The following is a 17,565-nucleotide window of genomic DNA, read 5'->3' as shown; positions in this document are numbered from 1 at the left end:
CGCGGCGAGACCGCGCGCAACGACACGATGGGCGCGCCGCCGCGCGGCGAGGTCGCGCGGGACGAGACGCCGAGCGCTGCGCGGCGGGCCAAGGCCGCGCGGGCAGGCGCGACGCCGCCGGCCGGGACCGCGCGGAGTGTCGCGCCGGGCGGCATCGCGGAGATTGGGCCAGGCATCAGAACGCCGCCTCGAGGTGGTCGAGGCGGATCAGCTCGTCGTGGGCGTCGAGGAGGACCGCGACGCCGTCGAAGCGCAGGTTGGCGCCGTAGGGGCGATCTGCACCTTCGGTCAACCAGGAGATCGCCATCCGGCGGACCTTGGACTGTTTGACGTCGTGGAGGTTCTCCCACGGGTCGCGGGCGCCCGAGCGGCGGGTCTTGACCTCGGCGAAGACGAGGGTGTGGCCGTCGTAGGCGACGAGGTCGAGCTCACCGAAGCGCGTCCGGTGGTTGCGGGCGAGGACCTCGAAGCCGAGGCGTTCGAAGTGCTCGGCGGCGAGCTCCTCGCCGCGTCTCCCCGCTGTTTTCCGGACGTCTGTCATGGCCCGCCACGCTATGTGGGGAGCCAGAAACGGAACTACACGTAGGTGTTACAAATCAGTGCCGGAAGTGTGCCAATTCAGTCACAACGCGAGCTGTTGGTACGCCATCGACTGAAATGACATCCGATGCAGCGGCGAGACGCCCAGCTTGGAGATCGCGGCCCGGTGTTCGGGAGTGGAGTAGCCGACGTGCGCGCCGAACTCCCAGCCGGGATAGCGCTGTTCCATCCGCTGCATGAAGCGATCGCGGGTGACCTTGGCGATCACGGACGCGGCGGCGATGGCGGCCGAGGTCGCGTCGCCGCCCACGACATGGCGCTGCTCGAACCCGGTGGCGGGCACCGGGAAGCCGTCGGAGAGGTGGATACCGCCCTCGACCCCCACCCGCCGCAGCGTGTCGCTCAACGCGGCGAGATTGGTCTTGTGCAGCCCGCGCTCGTCGATGCCGCGCACGCAGCGCGACGTGATCGACACGCGCACCGCCGCCCGCAGGACCCGCGGGTACAGCAGCTCGCGCATCTCCATCGTGTGCTGCTTGGAGTCATTGAGCGCGCTCAGAGAGCGCCGGTCCGACAGGGTCAGCGTCTCGTAGTCGAACAAGACTGCGGCCGCGACCAGCGGGCCGGCCAGGCAGCCGCGACCGGCCTCGTCGGCACCGGCGACGAACCGGTACCCGAGGCCGCGGTCGAACCGGAAGAGGCGGCTGCCGGAGGTGCGTTTAGAGGAGGCCGATGCGCTTCGGCGGCCAGTAGGTCGCGAAGGCTTGGCCGATGATCCACTTCTCGGGGACGGGTCCCCAGAAGCGGCTGTCGTCAGAGGAGCCACGGTTGTCGCCCATCATGAAGTACATCCCGGCTGGAATCGTGATCTCTGTCGGGAAATCGCATCCTTCGCCCCCTCCGCAGGGCCTGGCGAACGGCTCCTTCTGGAGCTTGCCGTTCAGCACCACGCGGCCGTTGTCGAGGCGCAGTTTGTCACCCGGACCGGCGACGATCCGCTTGATGAAGTTGACATCGGCACGTTGGGGCGTCGGCTTGTCGCAGGGCTGGCCGGCGGGTGGCTGGCCCGACCCGCACGTGTTGTCCTGCTCGGCGCCGGCGGGCGGGTGGAAGACCACGACGTCGCCGACGTCAGGCGTGGAGAAACGCGCGCCGATGCGGTTGACCAGCACGCGCTGGCCGATCTGGAGCGTGGGGACCATCGATTCCGAGGGAATCCGGTACGGCTTCACCAGGAAGGCCTGGATGCCCAGGGCCAAGCCCAGGGCAACCGCCACGATCATGATCAGCTCGAGCAGAGAGCCCGACGCTGAGGACGACCCCTTCTTGGTCGCCACGCCCTTGTACTCCCTAGTTTGCTTGCTCGTCACCGGTGGCCGCCGCCTCAGCGTCCGCGGACGCCGTGGTGTCAGCGACTTCGGCCTCGGCGAGCGCTTGCTCGTCGACGGCCTCACCAGGCACTTCGGCGTCGGCGGCAGCCGCAGCCTCCGCCGCAGGGTCGTACAGCAGGCCGCGCTCGACGACCTCCTCCGGACCCGTGTAGCGACGCTCACGGACGCGGGCGCGCTTGCCGACGCGGCCTCGCAGGTAGTAGAGCTTCGCGCGCCGGACGTCACCGCGAGCGGCGACCTCGATCTTCTCGATCTTCGGCGAGTGGAGGGGGAACGTGCGCTCGACACCAACGCCGAAGGACTGCTTGCGAACCGTGAACGTTTCACGGACGCCTTCGCCCTGGCGCTTGATGACGACGCCTTCGAAGACCTGCGTGCGGCGCCGCGTGCCCTCGATGACCTGGAAGTGGACCTTGACGCGGTCTCCGGCTTGAAAGCGCGGGACGCGGCGCAACTGTGTGCGCTCGAGGGAGTCGATTACGGTGCTCATAAGCTTAAAGGAAGGCGCGCGGGGATGGGCCTCGCGGGCGGTCGATCATGGTAGCGGACCGCCGGCCCGCTTCCGTGATTGCTCGCGCCGCCACTCATCTACGCGGGCGTGATGCCCGGACAGCAACACGTCCGGAACCACCCAGCCACGCCAATCCGCGGGTCGCGTGTAGTGCGGGTACTCAGGTGCGCCCTCCAGGGCGTCCGAGAACGACTCCTCGATCGCCGAGTGATCGTCGCCGAGGACCCCCGGGAGCTTGCGCAGCACCGCGTCGAGCACGACCATCGCGGCCAGCTCTCCCCCGGCCAGCACGTAGCGGCCGATCGAGACCTGCTCGGTCACGAAGTGCTCGAGGATGCGCTCGTCAAAGCCCTCGTAGCGCCCGCACAAGAGCGTGAGCTCGGGCTCGGCGGCCAGCTCGGTCGCGAGCGCGTCGTCGAGCACGCGGCCGATCGGCGTCAGCGCGATCACGCGGCGCCGCGACGGCAGCTCGACGGGATCGACGCCGTAGCGCTCACGCAGCGCGGCCTCCATGACATCGACGCGCAGGACCATGCCCGCACCCCCGCCGAACGGCGCATCGTCGACCTGACCCCAGTTCAGCGGCGTCGAGGAGCGGAAGTCCACGGTGTCGACCGAGTGCCCCTGCGCGAGGGCGTTCTCGACGTGGCGCTGCGTCCGAAACCAGTCGAACCACTGCGGGAACAGCGTGAAGACGTCAGCGTTCACCGAGGAACGCCATGTCGATGTCGATCCGGCGCGACTCGAGGTCGATCGACCGGATGCAGTCGCGCACCAGGGGCACCAGCAGCTCCGAGCCGTCGATGCGGTCGACCTCGAGCACCTCGACGCTGGGCAGCGCGCTCATGCGGCGCACGAACCCGACCGAGACGTCGCCGTCGACGACGGCGCAGCCCTCGAAGTCCGAGGCCCAGTACTCGCCCTCTTTGAGCATCGTCTCATCGCGCGGGACGGTCAGCTCGGCGCCTCGCAGAGCGAGCGCGTCGTCACGCGAGGAGGCGCCCTCGAAGCGCAGGATCGGGCGCTCGGTGGTGCCGGAGCGGCGGACGATCCGCCGCGCCACGCCTTCGACGATGACCACGCCGTCGCCCGCGGGCAACTGCGCGTCGGGCTCCACTACATAGAACGAACCGTCGAGTCCGTGCGGGCGGCCGACACGGCCGACCCGCAGGGCGTCACTCGACGATGTCGACGAGGACGCGGCGGTTGTCCTTGACTGCGGCGGCCTTGACGACCGTGCGGAGGGCTTGGGCGGTTCGCCCACCCCGTCCGATGACCTGTCCGTAGTCATCTTCGTCCACTGAGAGCTCGAGCACGAGCGTGCCGTCGTCCTCTTCGAACTCCTCGACCTTCACCTTTTCGGGGTGATCGACCAGGACCTTCGCGAGGTACTCGAGCAGCTCGCGCAAGTGGCGCTAGCCGTTGACGGGCTGAATGCCCTGGGTCTTGAGGAGCTTCTGGACGGGCTCGGAGGGCGAAGCGCCCTTGGAGAGCCAATACTGAATTCGTTCCTCGTTGAGGACGATGGTGGAAGGCTCGGTCTGTGGGTTGTACCGACCGAGGGTCTCGATGAACCGACCGTCCCGAGGGGAGCGGCGGTCGGCGACGACCACCCGCCACTGGGGGTCCTTCTTCCCGCCAACGCGGGTGAGTCGCATGCTGACTGCCATATCGGCGCGGCAGGATAGCGAACTGTGAGTGCCGAGCCCCGATCAGGTCGGATGATCGGGGTGGGGCGGTGGGGATGTCCCGCCTTATCTTTGTCGCATGAGCTGGCCGAGGTCGGGCATCTTGCCCTGCTGGATGCCCTTCATCAGCTTGCGCATCTGCTCGAACTGCTTGACGAGCTGATTGACCTGCTGCACGGTCGTGCCGGAGCCCTTGGCGATCCGCAGCCGGCGCGAGCCCTTGATCAGCTCGGGATGGCGCCGCTCATAGGGCGTCATCGACAGGACGATGGCCTCGACGCGGTCGAGCTCCTTCTCGTCCACGTTCATCTTCGACAGCTGATGGCCGGCGAGGCCCGGGATCATCCCGAGCAGGGACGTCAGCGGCCCCATGCGGCGGATCTTCTTGAGCTGATCGAGGAAGTCCTCGAGCGTGAACTGGTTCTTCCGGAGCTTGCGCTCGAGCTCCTTGGCCTCGTCCTCGTCGACCTGCTGCTCGGCCTTCTCGATGAACGACAGGACGTCGCCCATACCGAGGATGCGCTGGGACATCCGGTCGGGGTGGAAGCGCTCGAAATCGCCGAGCTTCTCGCCCGTGGAGGCGAACAGGATCGGCTTGCCGGTGACGGCCTTGACGCTCAATGCGGCGCCGCCGCGGGCATCGCCGTCCAGCTTCGAGAGGATCACGCCGTCGAACTGCGCGGTCTCGGCGAACTGCTCGGCGACGTTGACCGCGTCCTGGCCGGTCATCGCGTCGACGACCAGCAGCACGACGTGCGGCTTGACGCGCTTCTTGATGTTCGCGAGCTCCTGCATCAGCGCCTGATCGACGTGCAGGCGCCCGCTGGTGTCGACGATCAGGACGTCCTTGCCGTCGCGCTTGGCCTGGTCGAGCGCCCAGCCGGCGATGTCGACCGGGTCCTTGTCGATGCCCTGCTCGTAGACGGTCGCCCCCGCCTGCGTGCCGACCTTGATCAGCTGCTCGACGGCGGCCGGGCGGTACACGTCGCAGGCGGCGACGGCCACGGAGGAGTTGTTCTGCTCCTTGAGCAGCTTCGCGAGCTTGGCGGTCGCGGTCGTCTTGCCCGAGCCCTGCAGGCCGGCCATCAGGATCACCGTCGGCGGCCGCGGCGAGAAAGTGATCCCAGCCGACTGGCCGCCCATCAACGAGGTGAGCTCCTCGTTGACGATCTTGACCACCTGCTGGCCCGGGTTGAGCTGCTTGGTGACCTCGATCCCGAGCGCGCGCTCCTTGACCGACGAGGTGAACTGCTTGACGACCTTGAAGTTGACGTCGGCCTCGAGGAGCGCCAGGCGGATCTCGCGCATCGCCTTGTTGATGTCGTCCTCGGTCAGGGCGCCGCGCTGGCGTACCCCCGCGAGCGTCCCTTGCAGCTTCTCCGAGAGCGAATCGAACATGTGGCTTGAGACTGTACCCAGGGTCCAGGCTCCCAGAGCCCGCGTTCAGGGAGACTTCCAGGCGTGGAGCTCGATCTTCTCGTAATCGGCTCGGGTCCCGGCGGTCAAAGGGCCGCCATCCAAGCAGCCAAGCTCGGCAAACGTGTCGCCGTCGCCGAGCGCCGAAACCGCCTCGGGGGTGTCTCGATCCATACCGGGACGATCCCTTCGAAAACCTTGCGCCAGGCGACCCTGGAGCAACTCGCCACCCGCCCGCTCGACGTGCTCGACCCCAACCGGGTCGAGGAGACCGAGCGAGCCGCCATGGAGCAACTGCTCGATCGCGCCAACGCGGTCGTCGCCGCGGAGACCGCGATCACGCGCGAGCAGTTCCGGCGCAACCACGTCGGCCTCTTGCCCGGCGACGCGTGCTTCGAGGACGACCACACGGTCCGCATCGACGGCTCCGACGACCCGATCCGTGCCGCCCGGATCGTGATCGCGACCGGCACGCGGCCGGCGCGACCATCGACCGTCGAGTTCGACGACCGCACGATCATCGACTCCGACGGGCTCCTGAAGCTCGAGTCGCGCGTCCCGCGGACCATGACCGTGGTCGGCGCGGGCGTGATCGGGGTCGAGTACGCGTCGATGTTCGGCGCGCTGGGGACGAAGGTGACCGTCGTCGACCAGCGCGACCGGGTGCTCTCCTTCCTCGACACCGAGATCGGCGAGGCGTTCCAGTACCTGCTGCGCCGCCGCAACGTGACGTTCCGCCTGCGCGAGAAGGTGGACGCCGTCGAGGCCCTCAAGGGCCGCGGCGCGCGGCTCAAGCTCGCCTCCGGCAAGGAGATCGTGTCCGAGGCGGTGCTGTACGCGACCGGCCGCCAGGGCGACACGGACAAGCTCGGCCTCGGCGCGACCGGGCTCGAATGCGACAAGCGCGGGCGGATCAAGGTCGACTCCGCCTACCGCACCGCCGTCCCCCACATCTTCGCGGTGGGTGACGTGGCGGGTGGCGCCGGGCTCGCGGCGACCGCGATGGAGCAGGGCCGGATCGCGGTCCTGAACGCGTTCGACCAGCCGGTGACCCAGCTGCCGCAGCTGATCCCGTACGGCGTGTACGCGATCCCCGAGCTGGCGATGGTGGGTCGCACCGAGGAGCAGCTGACCGACGACGCGGTCCCCTACGTGGCCGGCATGGCGCGCTTCAGCGAGCTCGCGCGCGGCGTGATCTCCGGCGATCGCGATGGGATCCTCAAGCTCCTGGTCTCGCCCGAGGACCGATCGGTGCTCGGTGTGCATGTGCTCGGCACGAGCGCGACCGATCTCGTGCACATCGGCCAGGCCGTGATGGCTGCGGGAGCCGGCGGGCTCGACTTCCTCGTCACCGCGGTCTTCAACTACCCGACGTTCGCCGAGTCCTACAAGGTCGCGGCGCTGGACGCCGACAACCGCATCAAGGCGATGAAGGCCTTCGGCGAGTGACCCTTAAACGACGGAGGGCGGCCTGGTGGCCGCCCTCGATCAAGGGGAGAGAGATGGGAGGAAGTTCAGGCCGCAGCGGCCGTCTTGGGCGTGCGGGCGGGCGTCGTCGCCTGCTCGCTGAGCCATTGGCTGATGATCGCCGCGTCCGCGCGGTCGCGCAGGGTGCGGACGGGCCGGCTCGAGGGCCGGTTCCGGCGGTCGACCGGGGCAGCGCCGCGACGGCGGCCGCTGCTCTGGGAGGAGTCACGCGTGAGAATGGCGTTCGTCTTTCGGTCGGGAGGGATAAACTGGAGGTCTGCCTCCACAAATCCGGAGGCGTGCCTCCACTATAGCGGAGGCTATCCTCCAGTACGAACCCGAACCGAGCACCATGTCCGCCCCCACCGACTTCAGCCTCCCCCTCACCGTCCGCCGCCCGCAGCGGGCCGATGCGCGTCGCAACTTCGACGCGCTGATCGCCGCCGCGCGCGACGCGTTCGCGGAGAACGGCACGGACGCGTCGCTTGAGGACATCGCGCGGCGGGCGAATGTCGGGATCGGCACGCTCTACCGGAACTTCCCCACCCGCCAGGACCTGTTCACGTCGGTCTACGTGGGCGGCGTCGAGGAACTGTGCATCCAGGCGCGCGACCTGCAGGACCTGCCGCCGATGGACGCGTTCTCGGCCTGGTTGGAGCGGTTCACCGGCTACATCGCCACGAAGATGGCGATGAAGGAAGCGCTCAACAACGACTCGGAGATGTTCTCCGCCTGCCGCGCGGCGATGTTCGAGGCCAGCGAGCCGCTCTTCAAGCGCGCGCAGGAGGCCGGGGCGATCCGCGCGGACGTCGGCTTCGACGACGTCCTGCGCATGATCTCCGGCATCGTCGGCTCCAAGTACACGAGCGACGAGCAGCGCGACCGCGTGCTCGCGATCGCGCTCGACGGCTTGCGGGCGCGCTAGGCCTCCGGGGGAGGCGGAGGGGGCGTGATCGCACGCGGGGGCACGGCGCCGCCGAGCGGGTCGGTCGCGCTCTCGGCCTGCTGGCTCGCCTCGCGCGCGGCGCGAGCCGCCTCCTCGGCGTCGGCCGCGGCGCGGGCGTCGATCTCGTCGTTGGTGCGCGACGGGCGTGGCTTCGGCGCGCTGTGCTCGGGCGCGCCCTCGACGAAGCGCGAGGTCAGCGCCGACAGCGCCTGCGAGTACTCCGACGGGATCACGAAGACCTTGTTCGCACTGCCCTGCGCGAGCTGCGGCAGCATCTGCAGGTACTGGTAGGAGAGCAGCGCCTGGTCGGGCGCGCCGTCGTGGATGGCGCTGAAAACCGTCTCGATCGCCTTCGCCTCGCCCTCGGCCCTGAGGATCGCGGAGGTGCGCTGACCCTCGGCGCGCAGGACGGCGGACTGCTTCTCACCCTCGGCCTGGAGGATCGCCGACGTGCGCTGGCCCTCGGCGGTGAGGATCGTCGCGCGGCGGTCGCGCTCGGCGCGCATCTGCTTCTCCATCGCCTCCTGGACGGTCCGCGGCGGCTCGACCGACTTCAGCTCGACGCGGTTGACCCGGATGCCCCAGCGGCCGGTGGCCTCGTCGAGCACCGCGCGCAGCTGGCTGTTGATGTTGTCGCGCGAGGTCAGCGTCTCCTCGAGCGTCATGCCGCCGATCACGTTGCGCAGCGTGGTGACGGTCAGCTGCTCGATCGCCTGCAGCGGGTTGGCGACCTCATAGGTCGCGGCGCGGGGATCGGTGACCGTGAAGTAGATGACGGTGTCGATGCCGACGACGAGGTTGTCCTCCGTGATCACCGGCTGCGGCGGGAACGTCACGACCTGCTCGCGGAGATCGATCAGCGGCTTGACGCGGTCGATGTAGGGCACGATCAGTGTCAGCCCGGGCTCGAGCGTGCGGGAATAGCGTCCGAGACGCTCGACCACGCCGGCCCGTGCCTGCGGCACGATCCGCACCCCTGCGGCCGCGGTTATGAACACGAACAGCGCCAGGACGATCAGGACGATCAAACCTGCGGTCATGCGGTCTCCCTCACTGGCTCACGAGCGCCGTGGCGCCCCGGATCTCGAGCACGTGGACCTTCGTCCCCGGTTCGATGACTTCGTCGTCGTCGTAGGCGCGAGCGGTCCAGATCTCGCCGTCGAGCTTCACACATCCGACGCCCTCGGCGTTGGCGATGCGCTCGACGACGGTCGCGCTCTGTCCGACGAGCGCCGCGGTTCCCATCCTCCTGGGTCTGATGCGCTGGTGATCGCGGGCGATCGGGCGCAGGGCCGCCAGCAGGACCACGGAGACGACGAGGAACGACGCCCACTCGACGGTCGCGCCGCCGCCCGCCGCGGCCACGATCGCCGCAACGGCCGCGCCACCCGCGAACGGGGCCAGAAACAAGCCCATGGTCGCCATCTCGCCGAGTGCGAGAACCACTGCCGCGATCGCCCAGAGGACCCAGGAGCTCATGTCGTAACCCCGATCGTATCCGCTGGAGAGGCGGCAGTTACGCAGTCAGAAGGGCCTTCGCGAAATCGTCGGCGTCGAAGGGGCGCAGGTCCTCGAGCTGCTCGCCGATGCCGATCAGCTTGACGGGGATCCCGAGCTCGTTGGCGATCGCGAGGGCAATGCCTCCCTTGGCCGTCCCGTCGAGCTTGGTGAGGATGATCCCCGTGACGCCGACGGCCTCGCCGAAGAGCTTCGCCTGGCGGACGCCGTTCTGCCCCGTGGTCGCGTCGACGGTCATCAGCGTCTCGTGCGGGGCGTCCGGCATCTGCTTGGTGATGACGCGGCGGACCTTCGCCAGCTCCTCCATCAGGTTCGTCTGCGTGTGCAGGCGGCCGGCGGTGTCGATGATGATCACGTCGGCGCCGCGCTCGCGCCCGCGGGCGATCGCGTCGAAGGCGACCGCGCCGGGATCGGAGCCCTCCGGGCCCTTGACGACGTCGACGCCGGCCCGCTCGCCCCAGCGCTCCAACTGCTCGACGGCGGCGGCGCGGAACGTGTCCGCCGCGCCGATCACGACCTTGCGGTCGAGCGTGTTGCGCAGGTGCCACGCGAGCTTGCCGATCGTGGTCGTCTTGCCGGTGCCGTTGACGCCGACGACGAGGATCACCGTCGGATCGGGGCGCAGATCGATCTTGTCGTCGCCGGTGCGGGCGAGCTTGGCCAGCAGCTCGGCCAGGCGGTTGCTGAGCGCCTCGCCGCCGACGAGCGAGCCCTCCTCTGCCTCGCGCTCGAGCTCCTCGACGACCTGCGCGGTGGTCCGCGCGCCGACGTCGGCGTAGATCAGCGCTTCCTCGAGGCGCTCCCAGGTCGCTTCGTCGAGGTCGCCCTCGAACAGCGTCGCCTGGACTTCAGCTTGCAGCGCCTCGCGCGTCTTGCGCATGTTCTCGCGCATGCGGCGGAAGAAGCCACGGCGCTTCTCCTCGCGCTCGGGCTCGTCGGGCGCCGGGGCGGGGGCGCCGTGATCCAGGGTGAAGAGGTCATACCAATCGCGGGCCATAAGGTCGCGCGGAGGATATCCTTGACCGTGATGTCCCCACTGCTCGAAGCCCGTGAATCGCTCACGTACTGGGAGCAGCGTCTCGAGCGGCTCCCGTTGCGGGCGGTCCGCAAGCGGCGCGAGGCGCGCGAGATGGCCGAGCGCTGCCGCATGCGCGTCATGGAGGCCGAGCGCCTGCAGTATGGCGCCGGGATGCTCGGCGCGCTGATCATGCTCGCCGCCGAGCGGCGGCTGCCGACCGAGGCGCGCTATGCGTCGCGCCGGGTGGCGCGGGTGGCGTCGCGCACGGCTCTGGCCGCGTTCGCACTGCTGGCCACGGTGCTCGTGGTCGCGGGCGTCGCCGTGCTCGAGCTGCTCGCGGCGATCGTTCGCGCGCTGTAGACGCCGATCGGGTTCAGGACCCGGTTCAGGAGCGGGACGAGGACGCCGGCGACGGCGCCACGGCCGTGCGGGATCGGGACGCGCCGGAGGCCTTCGACGGGAAGCGCGTCGAGTTCTCGCTGGTCGGCGCCGAACGTCCAGGCGGGCGCCTGGTAGCCGCTCTTGCGCGGCCTGGCGCTGTGGGCGGCGAGGCGTTTGGAGACGAGATCGAAGAGCAGAGCGGCGGGCGGGAGCCCTTTGAGGAGGCCGTGGACCGCGTCGCGGTCGAGGTACATCAGCAGGCCCTGCGCCGTGATCAGCCCTGGCTCGGTGTCGATCCAGGCGGCGGTGTCGAGGGCTGACGCCGCGATGAGCCGTTGGCGCTCGGTTTGCGGCAGGAGCTGCCGGCGCAGTGCGACCGACTCCGGGAGATCCACCGTCACCCAGCGGACGCGGCCGTTGTCGACGCGCCAGAACTGCGTCTCGAGACCCTCGCCGAGCGCGATCACAGTGGCGTCGGGATGCGCGGTGATGAACCGGCGGATCTCGTTGTCGAACGCTCTGACCCGGAGGCCCTGCCACGCGGCGAGCTCACCGTCGCCGAAGCGTTCCTGGAACGGGTGATCGATCCTCTCGACGAGCTCGATCGCCTTCGGATCGTCCAGGACGCCGTTGCGGGCCGCGATCGCCCGGTGGTACAGCGTCCAGAGCGCGGTCTCAGGGACGCCGCTCAGCATCTACAGATGCATGGCGACGTTGATCACCGTGCCGTCGGGGTCCTTGACGAAGAACCGGCGGATGCCCCAGGGCTCATCCGTCAGCGGATAGACGATCTCGAGGCCCCGGCGGACCGCTTCGGCGTGCAGCGCGTCGACGTCCTCGACCTCGACGCTGATGTTGGCCTCCGACACGCCGCGGTCCTGGCCGGGATTGTGCTTGTCGGCGATCGTGATCTGCGCCGTCCGGTTGCTCGGCGAGGCGAACATCGTGAAGCCTTCCTCGTCCATCGCGACGTCGAAGCCGAGGAAGCCGGCGTAGAACTCGCGGCTCTGCGTGAGGTCCTCGACGGGCAGGTTGGGGATCGCCCGGCGGATCGTCACTTGTGCACGCCGATCCTGCCGACGGCGCCGGTGAGGCCGGAACAGCCGATGCACCCCACACAGCCGGTGCAGTTCACACAGCCGATGCAGCCCACACAGGCGGAGCAGCCGACGTTGGCGATGCCGCCGACGATCCCCGCGGAGCCGACCACGCCGATGCTGAGCGCGACTCCGGCGCTGCCGATGACGACGCTGCTTCCCGCAACGGCCGCGCTGCCGCTGACGGCCGAGGCACCGGCGACGCCGGCCGAGCCGGCCACGCCCGCGGCGCCGACGACGGCCAGCGACCCGGCCACGCCGACCGAGGACGCGACGGCCAGCGAACCCACCACCGCCGACGAATCCGACACGGCCGCCGAGCGCCAGACGCGCGTCTGTTCAGGAGCTTGCTCAGCGGCCATGTGCCCAGATTAGTCGCAGTCGACCCGGAGCCGGTAGCTCACGTCGACCGTGGTGTCGGGCCGCGTCGAGGTGAAGCGGATCGTGTGGCGGCCGCGTGGGAGCGCCGGCACGATCAGGTAGTAGCCGGCGTCGCCGCTGGGATCCAGGACGAAGCCCGCGGGCTCGCCGAGGAGGTTGTTCGCCCCCAGGACGACGCGGAACAGCGGCGACTCGGTGTAGTAACGCGCCTTGATGTTCGCCACCGGGACACCGTCGATCGTGGCGGTGAGGTTCGTCGCCTCGGTCACCTGGCGCGTGATCGAGCGCACGAAGGCCTCCGTGCGCTGTTCGGGCGGGTCGTCGACGAACCCGAAGTAGCCGTTGTTGGCAACGGGGAAGAGCAGCGCGCGTCCGGACGGGACGCGGCAGGTGCGCGTCACGGGGGCGCCGCCGAACGTCCCGGCGAGGAACCACACCGGACCGCGCGGCTGGCCGGCGGCGCACGCGGCGCCGGTCGTGTCGGTGACCGGGTTGCGGTCGGCGGGCTGGGCCAGGACCCACTGCCACCAGTCGACCTCCCACTGGCCGTAGGTCTGTCCGTAGGGACGTCCGCCGGGCGGCAGGACGGGGCCGCCGTTCGCGCCCGCGGGCGCGGCGACGGCGAGTGAGACGGCAACCGCGGCGACGGCCAGACCCGCGCGGCGGAGGTTGAGAATGGACATGCCCGCACGCTCTCGCGCCGACGTTGGAGCGACCTTGCAAACCGGCTACGCGAGCGCCTCGGTCACTGCCTCGCGCGGGCTGAGCGACGCCCCGGCACGCTCCGCCCGTCGCCAGCGCGCGTCCCCGAACGCGGCGCACGCGGGCACCAGGAAACGCTTGCGCACGCGCTCGAGCACCAGTTCGTCGACGGCGAAGATCGCCGCCGTGGTGCAGGCTTCGGCGGCACCCGCGAGGCGTGCCGAGCGCAGGTGCTCCCCCATCGCCGCGGCGACGCCGGCGAGGCCGAGCAACCCTTCCGGGAGCACGTTGCGGAAGCGGCCTTCGCGACCGTGCTCGAGCTCGTCGCGAAACGCCCGCTCGGCCGCGGCGTGGCGTCCGGTGAAGAGCGCTACGAGCCCCTGGTTACCGCGGATCTGGGCGATCCGATGGGCGCCGGCGCCACCCGCCCGCGCGGCGTCCAGAGCCTCGTCGAGCAGCTCGGCGGCCTCGTCGTAGGCCTCGTCGCGGATCGCCAGGAACGCGACGCTCGAGAGGATCATCGCCACCTCGACCGTTGCACCCGCGGCGCTAAGGCAGCGGACCGACTCGTCGATCGTCTCCCGCGCCCGCGCGATCGCGCCGGACGCGAAGGTGACGAACGACAGGGCTCGCCCGCGCCAGAGGGGGTCATCGCCCGCGAGCACGAGCGCGCGTTGTCCGAGCCGCTCGGCACGCTCCCATTCCCCGTCGTTGAGCTCCGCCTCGATCAGCGCGAACGTCGCCTCGATCTCGCCGGGCCGGTCACCGAGCGCCGCGAACGCGTGGATCGCCGCCTCGGCATCGCGGCGGCGCTCCGGGGAGCCGAACGGGCTGAGCACGGCGCGGCCGTGCAGCAGTGCCGCGCGGGCGGCGGGTGTCGCCGGACGAGCGCGGTCGAGCTCGCGCAGTCCTTCGTCCGCCCGACCCGAGCCCCACCAGAAGCGCCGGAGCTCGGCGCACAGGTCGGCGTGAAGCCGCGGGGCGTGCATCGCGCTCCAGACGAGCGCGGCACGCAGGTTGCCGAGCTCGCGCTCCAGCGCCTGCTCCGGCGCGGCCTCGAAGCTGAGCATCCCCGGGCCGTGCTCGCGGGCGAGTTCGAGACACCACTGGGCATGACGGCGACGGATCGCGTCCCCGATCGCGGGCGCTGCGTACTCGCGCAGGGTGGTGAGCATGGCCGCGCGCCCGCCGCGGCAGCGCACCAGGCTCTTGGCGACGAGGGGTTCGAGCCGGCCGCCGATCACCGCTTCGGCGGACGCGACCGGGGCGCCCCCGTTGAAGACGGCGAATGCGACGAACGCCTCGCGCTCGGCCGCGGACAGGCGGTTCAGGCTCCACTCGAGCGTGGCGTGCAGCGTCCGCTGGCGCGGCGGGAGGTCGCGCGCGGCGGCGTCCGCGCGCCCCAGCAGCTCGCGGTGCCGGCGCGCGATCTCCTCGACCGGATACGAGCTCGTCCAGGCGGCGGCGAGCTCGATGGCGAGCGGGAGCCCATCGAGCTGCGCGCACAGACCGGCGACGGCGGGTGTGACCTGGAAGTCCGCATCCAGCGCTTGCGCCCGTTCGGCGAACAGCGTGACCGCGTCCGCGCCGAGCGGCTCAACGTGGAAGAGACGCTCGGCGCGGAGCCGCAGCCGCTCGCGGCTGGTGACCAGCACGGTCACACCCGGGCAGCCTTCCGCGATGGCGGCGAGCCCCGGTGCCGCCTCGATCACGTGCTCGAAGTTGTCGGCGACGAGCAGGAGCCGCGCGTCAGACAGCAGGTGCGCCGGATCCTGGCCGGCCTCGCCGCCGACCGCGCGGGCGAGCGTCGCCTGGACGTACGCAGGTTCCGCGACCGGGTCCAGCCAGGCCACGCGCACCCCGTCGCGGAAGGATGCGGCGACGCGCTCGGCGGCCTCGAGCGCGAGCCGCGTCTTGCCGACGCCGCCCGGACCGAGCAGGGTGAGGATGCGGGTCGCTGGGTCCTTCAGGCGTTCCACCACCCGCGCGACGTCGGCGTCGCGGCCGACCAGCGGTGTCGCGGGCCGCGGCAGCGGATGCGGGTCGACCTCCTCGCGCAGCAGCCGCTCGCCCAGCGCTCGCAGCCGCGGGCCCGGCACGGTCCCGAGCTCCTCGCGCAGCCGCGTGCGCAGCGCGTCGTAGGCGTTGAGGGCCTTCGAGATCTCGCCGCGGGCGGCGTGGCACTCGATCAGCAGCGCGTGCCCGGACTCGCGGTAGGGCTCGCGGTCGACGAGCCGTCGCGCCGCCGCCTCCGCGCGCAGGCCGTCGCCGAGGGCGAGCGCTGCCCGGCCCTCGAGTTCGAGGAGGGCCGCTGCGGCCTCATCCAGCTCGCGGCGGGGCGCGTCCAGCCAGTCGCGCTCGACGCCGGGCAGGAGCGGGTGGCGCAGGATCTCCAGGGTGGCGCTTGCGGTGCGCAGCGCGGTGGCCGGGTCCCCGCGGGCGAGCGAGCGCTCGGCGGCGGCCGGGGCCGCGGCGGCGGCCTCGACGTCGACCCATGGCGCCTCGCCGAGCTCGAGGCTGAGCCGCGCGCGGCCGTGCAGCATGCCTGGCGGAAGCGCGTGCCTGAGCCGCGAGAGGAGCGCGGTGAGCAGGGCCTGCGAGTTCGACGGCTCGGGCCAGAGCGCGTCGATCAGCTCGTCGCGCGAGGTCTCGCGGTCGCGATGCAGGGCCAGATAGGCGAACGCCATCCGTCCCTGGCGACTGGGAAGCTCCGCTTCGAGCCGTCGTTCGCCGACCCGCAACTCGAGCGGCCCGCACAGCCGGATCGTGACCGGCTCCACGCGCGCATTCAACCGCGCGCAGATGAGTGCCGGCTACGCCGCGGCTTCGTCGACGGGCTCGACGACCCGCGGGAGCTTGCGCGAGATGACCTTCGAGACGCCGTTTCCGGCCATCGACACGCCGTAGAGGCTGTCGGCCGCCTCCATCGTGCGCTTCTGGTGGGTGACGACGATGAACTGCGCGCGGCCGGAGAAGGAGCGCAGGACCTTCAGGAAGCGGTCGATGTTGAGGTCGTCGAGCGCGGCCTCGACCTCGTCGAGGATGTAGAACGGGCACGGGCGGGCGAGGAAGACCGCGAAGAGGAACGCGAGCGCGGTCATCGACTTCTCGCCGCCGGAGAGCAACGTCAGGCGCTTGGTCGACTTGCCCGCGGGCGTGATCTCGATCTCGACGCCCAGCTTGTCGTCGGGGCCGTCGCCGGCGTTCTCCTCGTCGTCCGGCTCCTGGTTTGTGGCCTCCTCGGGCTCGGCGCCACCGAGCACGGGGCGCGGGCCGGCGTCCTCGCGCACGAGCCGGAGGTTGCCGCGTCCGCCCGGGAAGAGGTGTTGCACGACCTCTTCGAAGTTCTTGGCCGCTGCAGCGAACGTCTCCTCGAACGCCTCCTTGATCCGGCGATCGGTGTCGCGGATGAGCTGGGCGAGCTCTCTCAGCGCGGTCTCGAGGTCCTGGCGCTGGCGTTCGAGCTCCTCGACGTGCTCGAGGGCTTCCTTGTACTCGTCCTGCGCGAGCGGGTTGACGGGGCCGAGCTGATCGCGGCGCCGCATCAGGCGCTCGATGCGGGTGTCGAGGGTCGCGCGCTCCTGCTGGGGCAGCGGCTCCTCGCTCGGCTCCGGCTCGAGCCCGAGCTTGGTCGCGAGCCGATCGAGCTCGGCGTTGGCGGCGGTCGCCTGGTCGCGGGTCTGCTGCGCCTTGACCTCGCCACGGGTGACCTCCTCGCCGCGCTGCTTGAGGCGAGCGTGGACGCGCGACTCCTCCGCGGCGCACTCGCGCAGCTCGGAGGTGAGCTTGTCGCCCGCGGCACGATCGGCGGCCAACTCGGCCTCGAGCACCTCGACGCGGGTGCGGATGACCTCGCCGGTGTTGCGCAGCGCCTGGGCCAGCCGGTCGGCGACGGGCTTCAAGGCCTCGTCGCGCGCGAGCCGCCGACGCTCGTGCTCGAGCCGCCGCGCCCGCTCCTGGCGCTCGCGTTCGGCGCGCTCGGCGAGGCGCTGCTCGGTCTTGATCGCGGACTCGATCTGCGCCCGCCGCTCGGCGCTCGGCCCCTCGTCGGGCGCGGAACGCCGCTGCTGGATAACCCAGCGCGCGTGCCGTTCGGCCTCGGCGGCCTCGTCGCGGGCGCGGGCGGCGGCGCGCGCCTCGCGGTCGATGGCGTCGCGAGCGGCGTCGGCCTCGGCGACCTTGGCCTGCGCCCGCTCGACCTCGGCGAGCGCGGCGCGCTCGGCCTGCGCCGCGGTGTCGACCTGCTTGACCAGCGCGTCGCGCCGGTTGCGCTCGGCGAGCACACGGTCGGCGCCGCCGGGCGAGACCTGCCGCAGCTCGCGGGTGGTGGGCGACCAGACGCGCCCGTCCTTCGTGACGGCGACGCCGCTGAAGTGCGGGTCGAGCCCGTCGACCGATTCGACGATCCACACGTCGTGGAGCACGGCGGCGGCGAGCCGCTGGGCGGCCTCGTCGCCGGTGGCGCGAACGTGGGTGGTGAGGAGTTCGGCACCGGGGGCGGGTGGAGCG

The 17,565-nt window shown here is 70.9% G+C and carries 19 protein-coding genes and 1 pseudogene; 2 read left to right on the top strand and 18 right to left on the bottom strand.

Annotation, left to right across the window (positions count from 1 at the left end; genetic code table 11):
* Nucleotides 1-175: 175 nt before the first annotated feature.
* The 9 genes and pseudogenes from OM076_RS43445 to ffh form a co-directional block, all read right to left on the bottom strand.
* Nucleotides 176-541, bottom strand: coding sequence for a YraN family protein (locus OM076_RS43445; protein WP_270046474.1), 366 nt, complete (start codon nucleotides 539-541; stop codon nucleotides 176-178).
* Between the two features lie 81 nt (nucleotides 542-622).
* Nucleotides 623-1,366 carry a ribonuclease HII gene (gene rnhB / locus OM076_RS43440; RefSeq protein WP_270046473.1) on the bottom strand — a complete coding sequence of 248 codons (744 nt, stop codon included), beginning with the start codon at nucleotides 1,364-1,366 and terminating at the stop codon, nucleotides 623-625.
* On the bottom strand, nucleotides 1,260-1,877 hold the full coding sequence (gene lepB / locus OM076_RS43435; RefSeq protein WP_270046472.1) for a signal peptidase I: 618 nt from the start codon (nucleotides 1,875-1,877) through the stop codon (nucleotides 1,260-1,262). The genes rnhB and lepB overlap by 107 nt, the downstream gene beginning before the upstream one ends.
* A 193-nt stretch (nucleotides 1,878-2,070) precedes the next feature.
* Nucleotides 2,071-2,421, bottom strand: a pseudogene (rplS, locus tag OM076_RS43430) (50S ribosomal protein L19); the annotation flags it as partial.
* Between the two features lie 45 nt (nucleotides 2,422-2,466).
* Nucleotides 2,467-3,150 carry a tRNA (guanosine(37)-N1)-methyltransferase TrmD gene (trmD, locus tag OM076_RS43425; protein WP_270046471.1) on the bottom strand — a complete coding sequence of 228 codons (684 nt, stop codon included), beginning with the start codon at nucleotides 3,148-3,150 and terminating at the stop codon, nucleotides 2,467-2,469.
* Nucleotides 3,140-3,706: a ribosome maturation factor RimM gene (gene rimM, locus OM076_RS43420; RefSeq protein ID WP_270046470.1), complete on the bottom strand. Its 567-nt coding sequence runs from the start codon at nucleotides 3,704-3,706 to the stop codon at nucleotides 3,140-3,142. The genes trmD and rimM overlap by 11 nt, the downstream gene beginning before the upstream one ends.
* Nucleotides 3,618-3,851 (bottom strand): KH domain-containing protein, encoded by a 234-nt coding sequence (locus OM076_RS43415; RefSeq protein WP_270046469.1) that lies wholly within the window; start codon nucleotides 3,849-3,851, stop codon nucleotides 3,618-3,620. The genes rimM and OM076_RS43415 overlap by 89 nt, the downstream gene beginning before the upstream one ends.
* A 6-nt stretch (nucleotides 3,852-3,857) precedes the next feature.
* The gene (rpsP, locus tag OM076_RS43410) at nucleotides 3,858-4,112 is read right to left on the bottom strand and encodes a 30S ribosomal protein S16 (RefSeq protein WP_308214372.1); all 255 of its coding nucleotides are present in this window, start codon (nucleotides 4,110-4,112) and stop codon (nucleotides 3,858-3,860) included.
* Between the two features lie 84 nt (nucleotides 4,113-4,196).
* The gene (ffh, locus tag OM076_RS43405; RefSeq protein ID WP_270046467.1) at nucleotides 4,197-5,528 is read right to left on the bottom strand and encodes a signal recognition particle protein; all 1,332 of its coding nucleotides are present in this window, start codon (nucleotides 5,526-5,528) and stop codon (nucleotides 4,197-4,199) included.
* A gap of 63 nt (nucleotides 5,529-5,591) precedes the next feature.
* Here ffh and sthA point away from each other — a divergent pair, with 63 nt between their 5' ends.
* Together sthA and OM076_RS43395 are read left to right on the top strand one after the other, a co-directional pair.
* Nucleotides 5,592-6,995 carry a Si-specific NAD(P)(+) transhydrogenase gene (gene sthA / locus OM076_RS43400; protein WP_270046466.1) on the top strand — a complete coding sequence of 468 codons (1,404 nt, stop codon included), beginning with the start codon at nucleotides 5,592-5,594 and terminating at the stop codon, nucleotides 6,993-6,995.
* 370 nt (nucleotides 6,996-7,365) lie between these two features.
* Nucleotides 7,366-7,938 carry a TetR/AcrR family transcriptional regulator gene (locus OM076_RS43395; RefSeq protein WP_270046465.1) on the top strand — a complete coding sequence of 191 codons (573 nt, stop codon included), beginning with the start codon at nucleotides 7,366-7,368 and terminating at the stop codon, nucleotides 7,936-7,938.
* On the opposite strand, the gene OM076_RS43390 is transcribed toward OM076_RS43395, so the two are convergent.
* The 9 genes from OM076_RS43390 to OM076_RS43350 all read right to left on the bottom strand — a co-directional run.
* Entirely contained in the window at nucleotides 7,935-8,999 is a 1,065-nt protein-coding gene (locus OM076_RS43390; protein WP_270046464.1) for an SPFH domain-containing protein, read from the bottom strand. The two genes, OM076_RS43395 and OM076_RS43390, sit on opposite strands and share 4 nt — an antisense overlap.
* A 10-nt stretch (nucleotides 9,000-9,009) precedes the next feature.
* Nucleotides 9,010-9,438 (bottom strand): NfeD family protein, encoded by a 429-nt coding sequence (locus tag OM076_RS43385; RefSeq protein WP_270046463.1) that lies wholly within the window; start codon nucleotides 9,436-9,438, stop codon nucleotides 9,010-9,012.
* 37 nt (nucleotides 9,439-9,475) lie between these two features.
* Nucleotides 9,476-10,474, bottom strand: coding sequence for a signal recognition particle-docking protein FtsY (gene ftsY / locus OM076_RS43380; protein ID WP_270046462.1), 999 nt, complete (start codon nucleotides 10,472-10,474; stop codon nucleotides 9,476-9,478).
* Between the two features lie 248 nt (nucleotides 10,475-10,722).
* Nucleotides 10,723-11,571, bottom strand: a complete 849-nt coding sequence (locus tag OM076_RS43375; RefSeq protein ID WP_270046461.1) for a class I SAM-dependent methyltransferase — start codon at nucleotides 11,569-11,571, stop codon at nucleotides 10,723-10,725.
* Nucleotides 11,572-11,934, bottom strand: a complete 363-nt coding sequence (locus OM076_RS43370; protein WP_270046460.1) for a glyoxalase superfamily protein — start codon at nucleotides 11,932-11,934, stop codon at nucleotides 11,572-11,574.
* Nucleotides 11,931-12,335 (bottom strand): hypothetical protein, encoded by a 405-nt coding sequence (locus tag OM076_RS43365; RefSeq protein ID WP_270046459.1) that lies wholly within the window; start codon nucleotides 12,333-12,335, stop codon nucleotides 11,931-11,933. Before OM076_RS43365 ends, OM076_RS43370 begins: the two co-directional genes overlap by 4 nt.
* A gap of 9 nt (nucleotides 12,336-12,344) precedes the next feature.
* Complete coding sequence (locus OM076_RS43360; RefSeq protein ID WP_270046458.1) at nucleotides 12,345-13,037, bottom strand: hypothetical protein; 693 nt, start codon at nucleotides 13,035-13,037, stop codon at nucleotides 12,345-12,347.
* A gap of 45 nt (nucleotides 13,038-13,082) precedes the next feature.
* Complete coding sequence (locus OM076_RS43355; RefSeq protein ID WP_270046457.1) at nucleotides 13,083-15,836, bottom strand: ATP-binding protein; 2,754 nt, start codon at nucleotides 15,834-15,836, stop codon at nucleotides 13,083-13,085.
* A gap of 33 nt (nucleotides 15,837-15,869) precedes the next feature.
* Nucleotides 15,870-17,565: AAA family ATPase (locus tag OM076_RS43350; protein WP_270046456.1), on the bottom strand; the 1,696-nt coding region annotated here is incomplete at its 5' end.

Source organism: Solirubrobacter ginsenosidimutans, from assembly GCF_027587205.1.
The sequence above is the reverse complement of the archived record's forward strand: the minus strand, read 5'-3'. Positions and strand labels throughout refer to the sequence as shown.

Bases quoted from the DNA above. Each gene is read 5' to 3' on its own strand.
- OM076_RS43445 (WP_270046474.1), bottom strand. From the start codon at position 541: ATGACAGACGTCCGGAAAACAGCGGGGAGACGCGGCGAGGAGCTCGCC.
- rpsP (WP_308214372.1), bottom strand. From the start codon at position 4,112: ATGGCAGTCAGCATGCGACTCACCCGCGTTGGCGGGAAGAAGGACCCC.
- ffh (WP_270046467.1), bottom strand. From the start codon at position 5,528: ATGTTCGATTCGCTCTCGGAGAAGCTGCAAGGGACGCTCGCGGGGGTA.
- OM076_RS43395 (WP_270046465.1), top strand. From the start codon at position 7,366: ATGTCCGCCCCCACCGACTTCAGCCTCCCCCTCACCGTCCGCCGCCCG.
- OM076_RS43390 (WP_270046464.1), bottom strand. From the start codon at position 8,999: ATGACCGCAGGTTTGATCGTCCTGATCGTCCTGGCGCTGTTCGTGTTC.
- OM076_RS43385 (WP_270046463.1), bottom strand. From the start codon at position 9,438: ATGAGCTCCTGGGTCCTCTGGGCGATCGCGGCAGTGGTTCTCGCACTC.
- ftsY (WP_270046462.1), bottom strand. From the start codon at position 10,474: ATGGCCCGCGATTGGTATGACCTCTTCACCCTGGATCACGGCGCCCCC.
- OM076_RS43375 (WP_270046461.1), bottom strand. From the start codon at position 11,571: ATGCTGAGCGGCGTCCCTGAGACCGCGCTCTGGACGCTGTACCACCGG.
- OM076_RS43365 (WP_270046459.1), bottom strand. From the start codon at position 12,335: ATGGCCGCTGAGCAAGCTCCTGAACAGACGCGCGTCTGGCGCTCGGCG.
- OM076_RS43360 (WP_270046458.1), bottom strand. From the start codon at position 13,037: ATGTCCATTCTCAACCTCCGCCGCGCGGGTCTGGCCGTCGCCGCGGTT.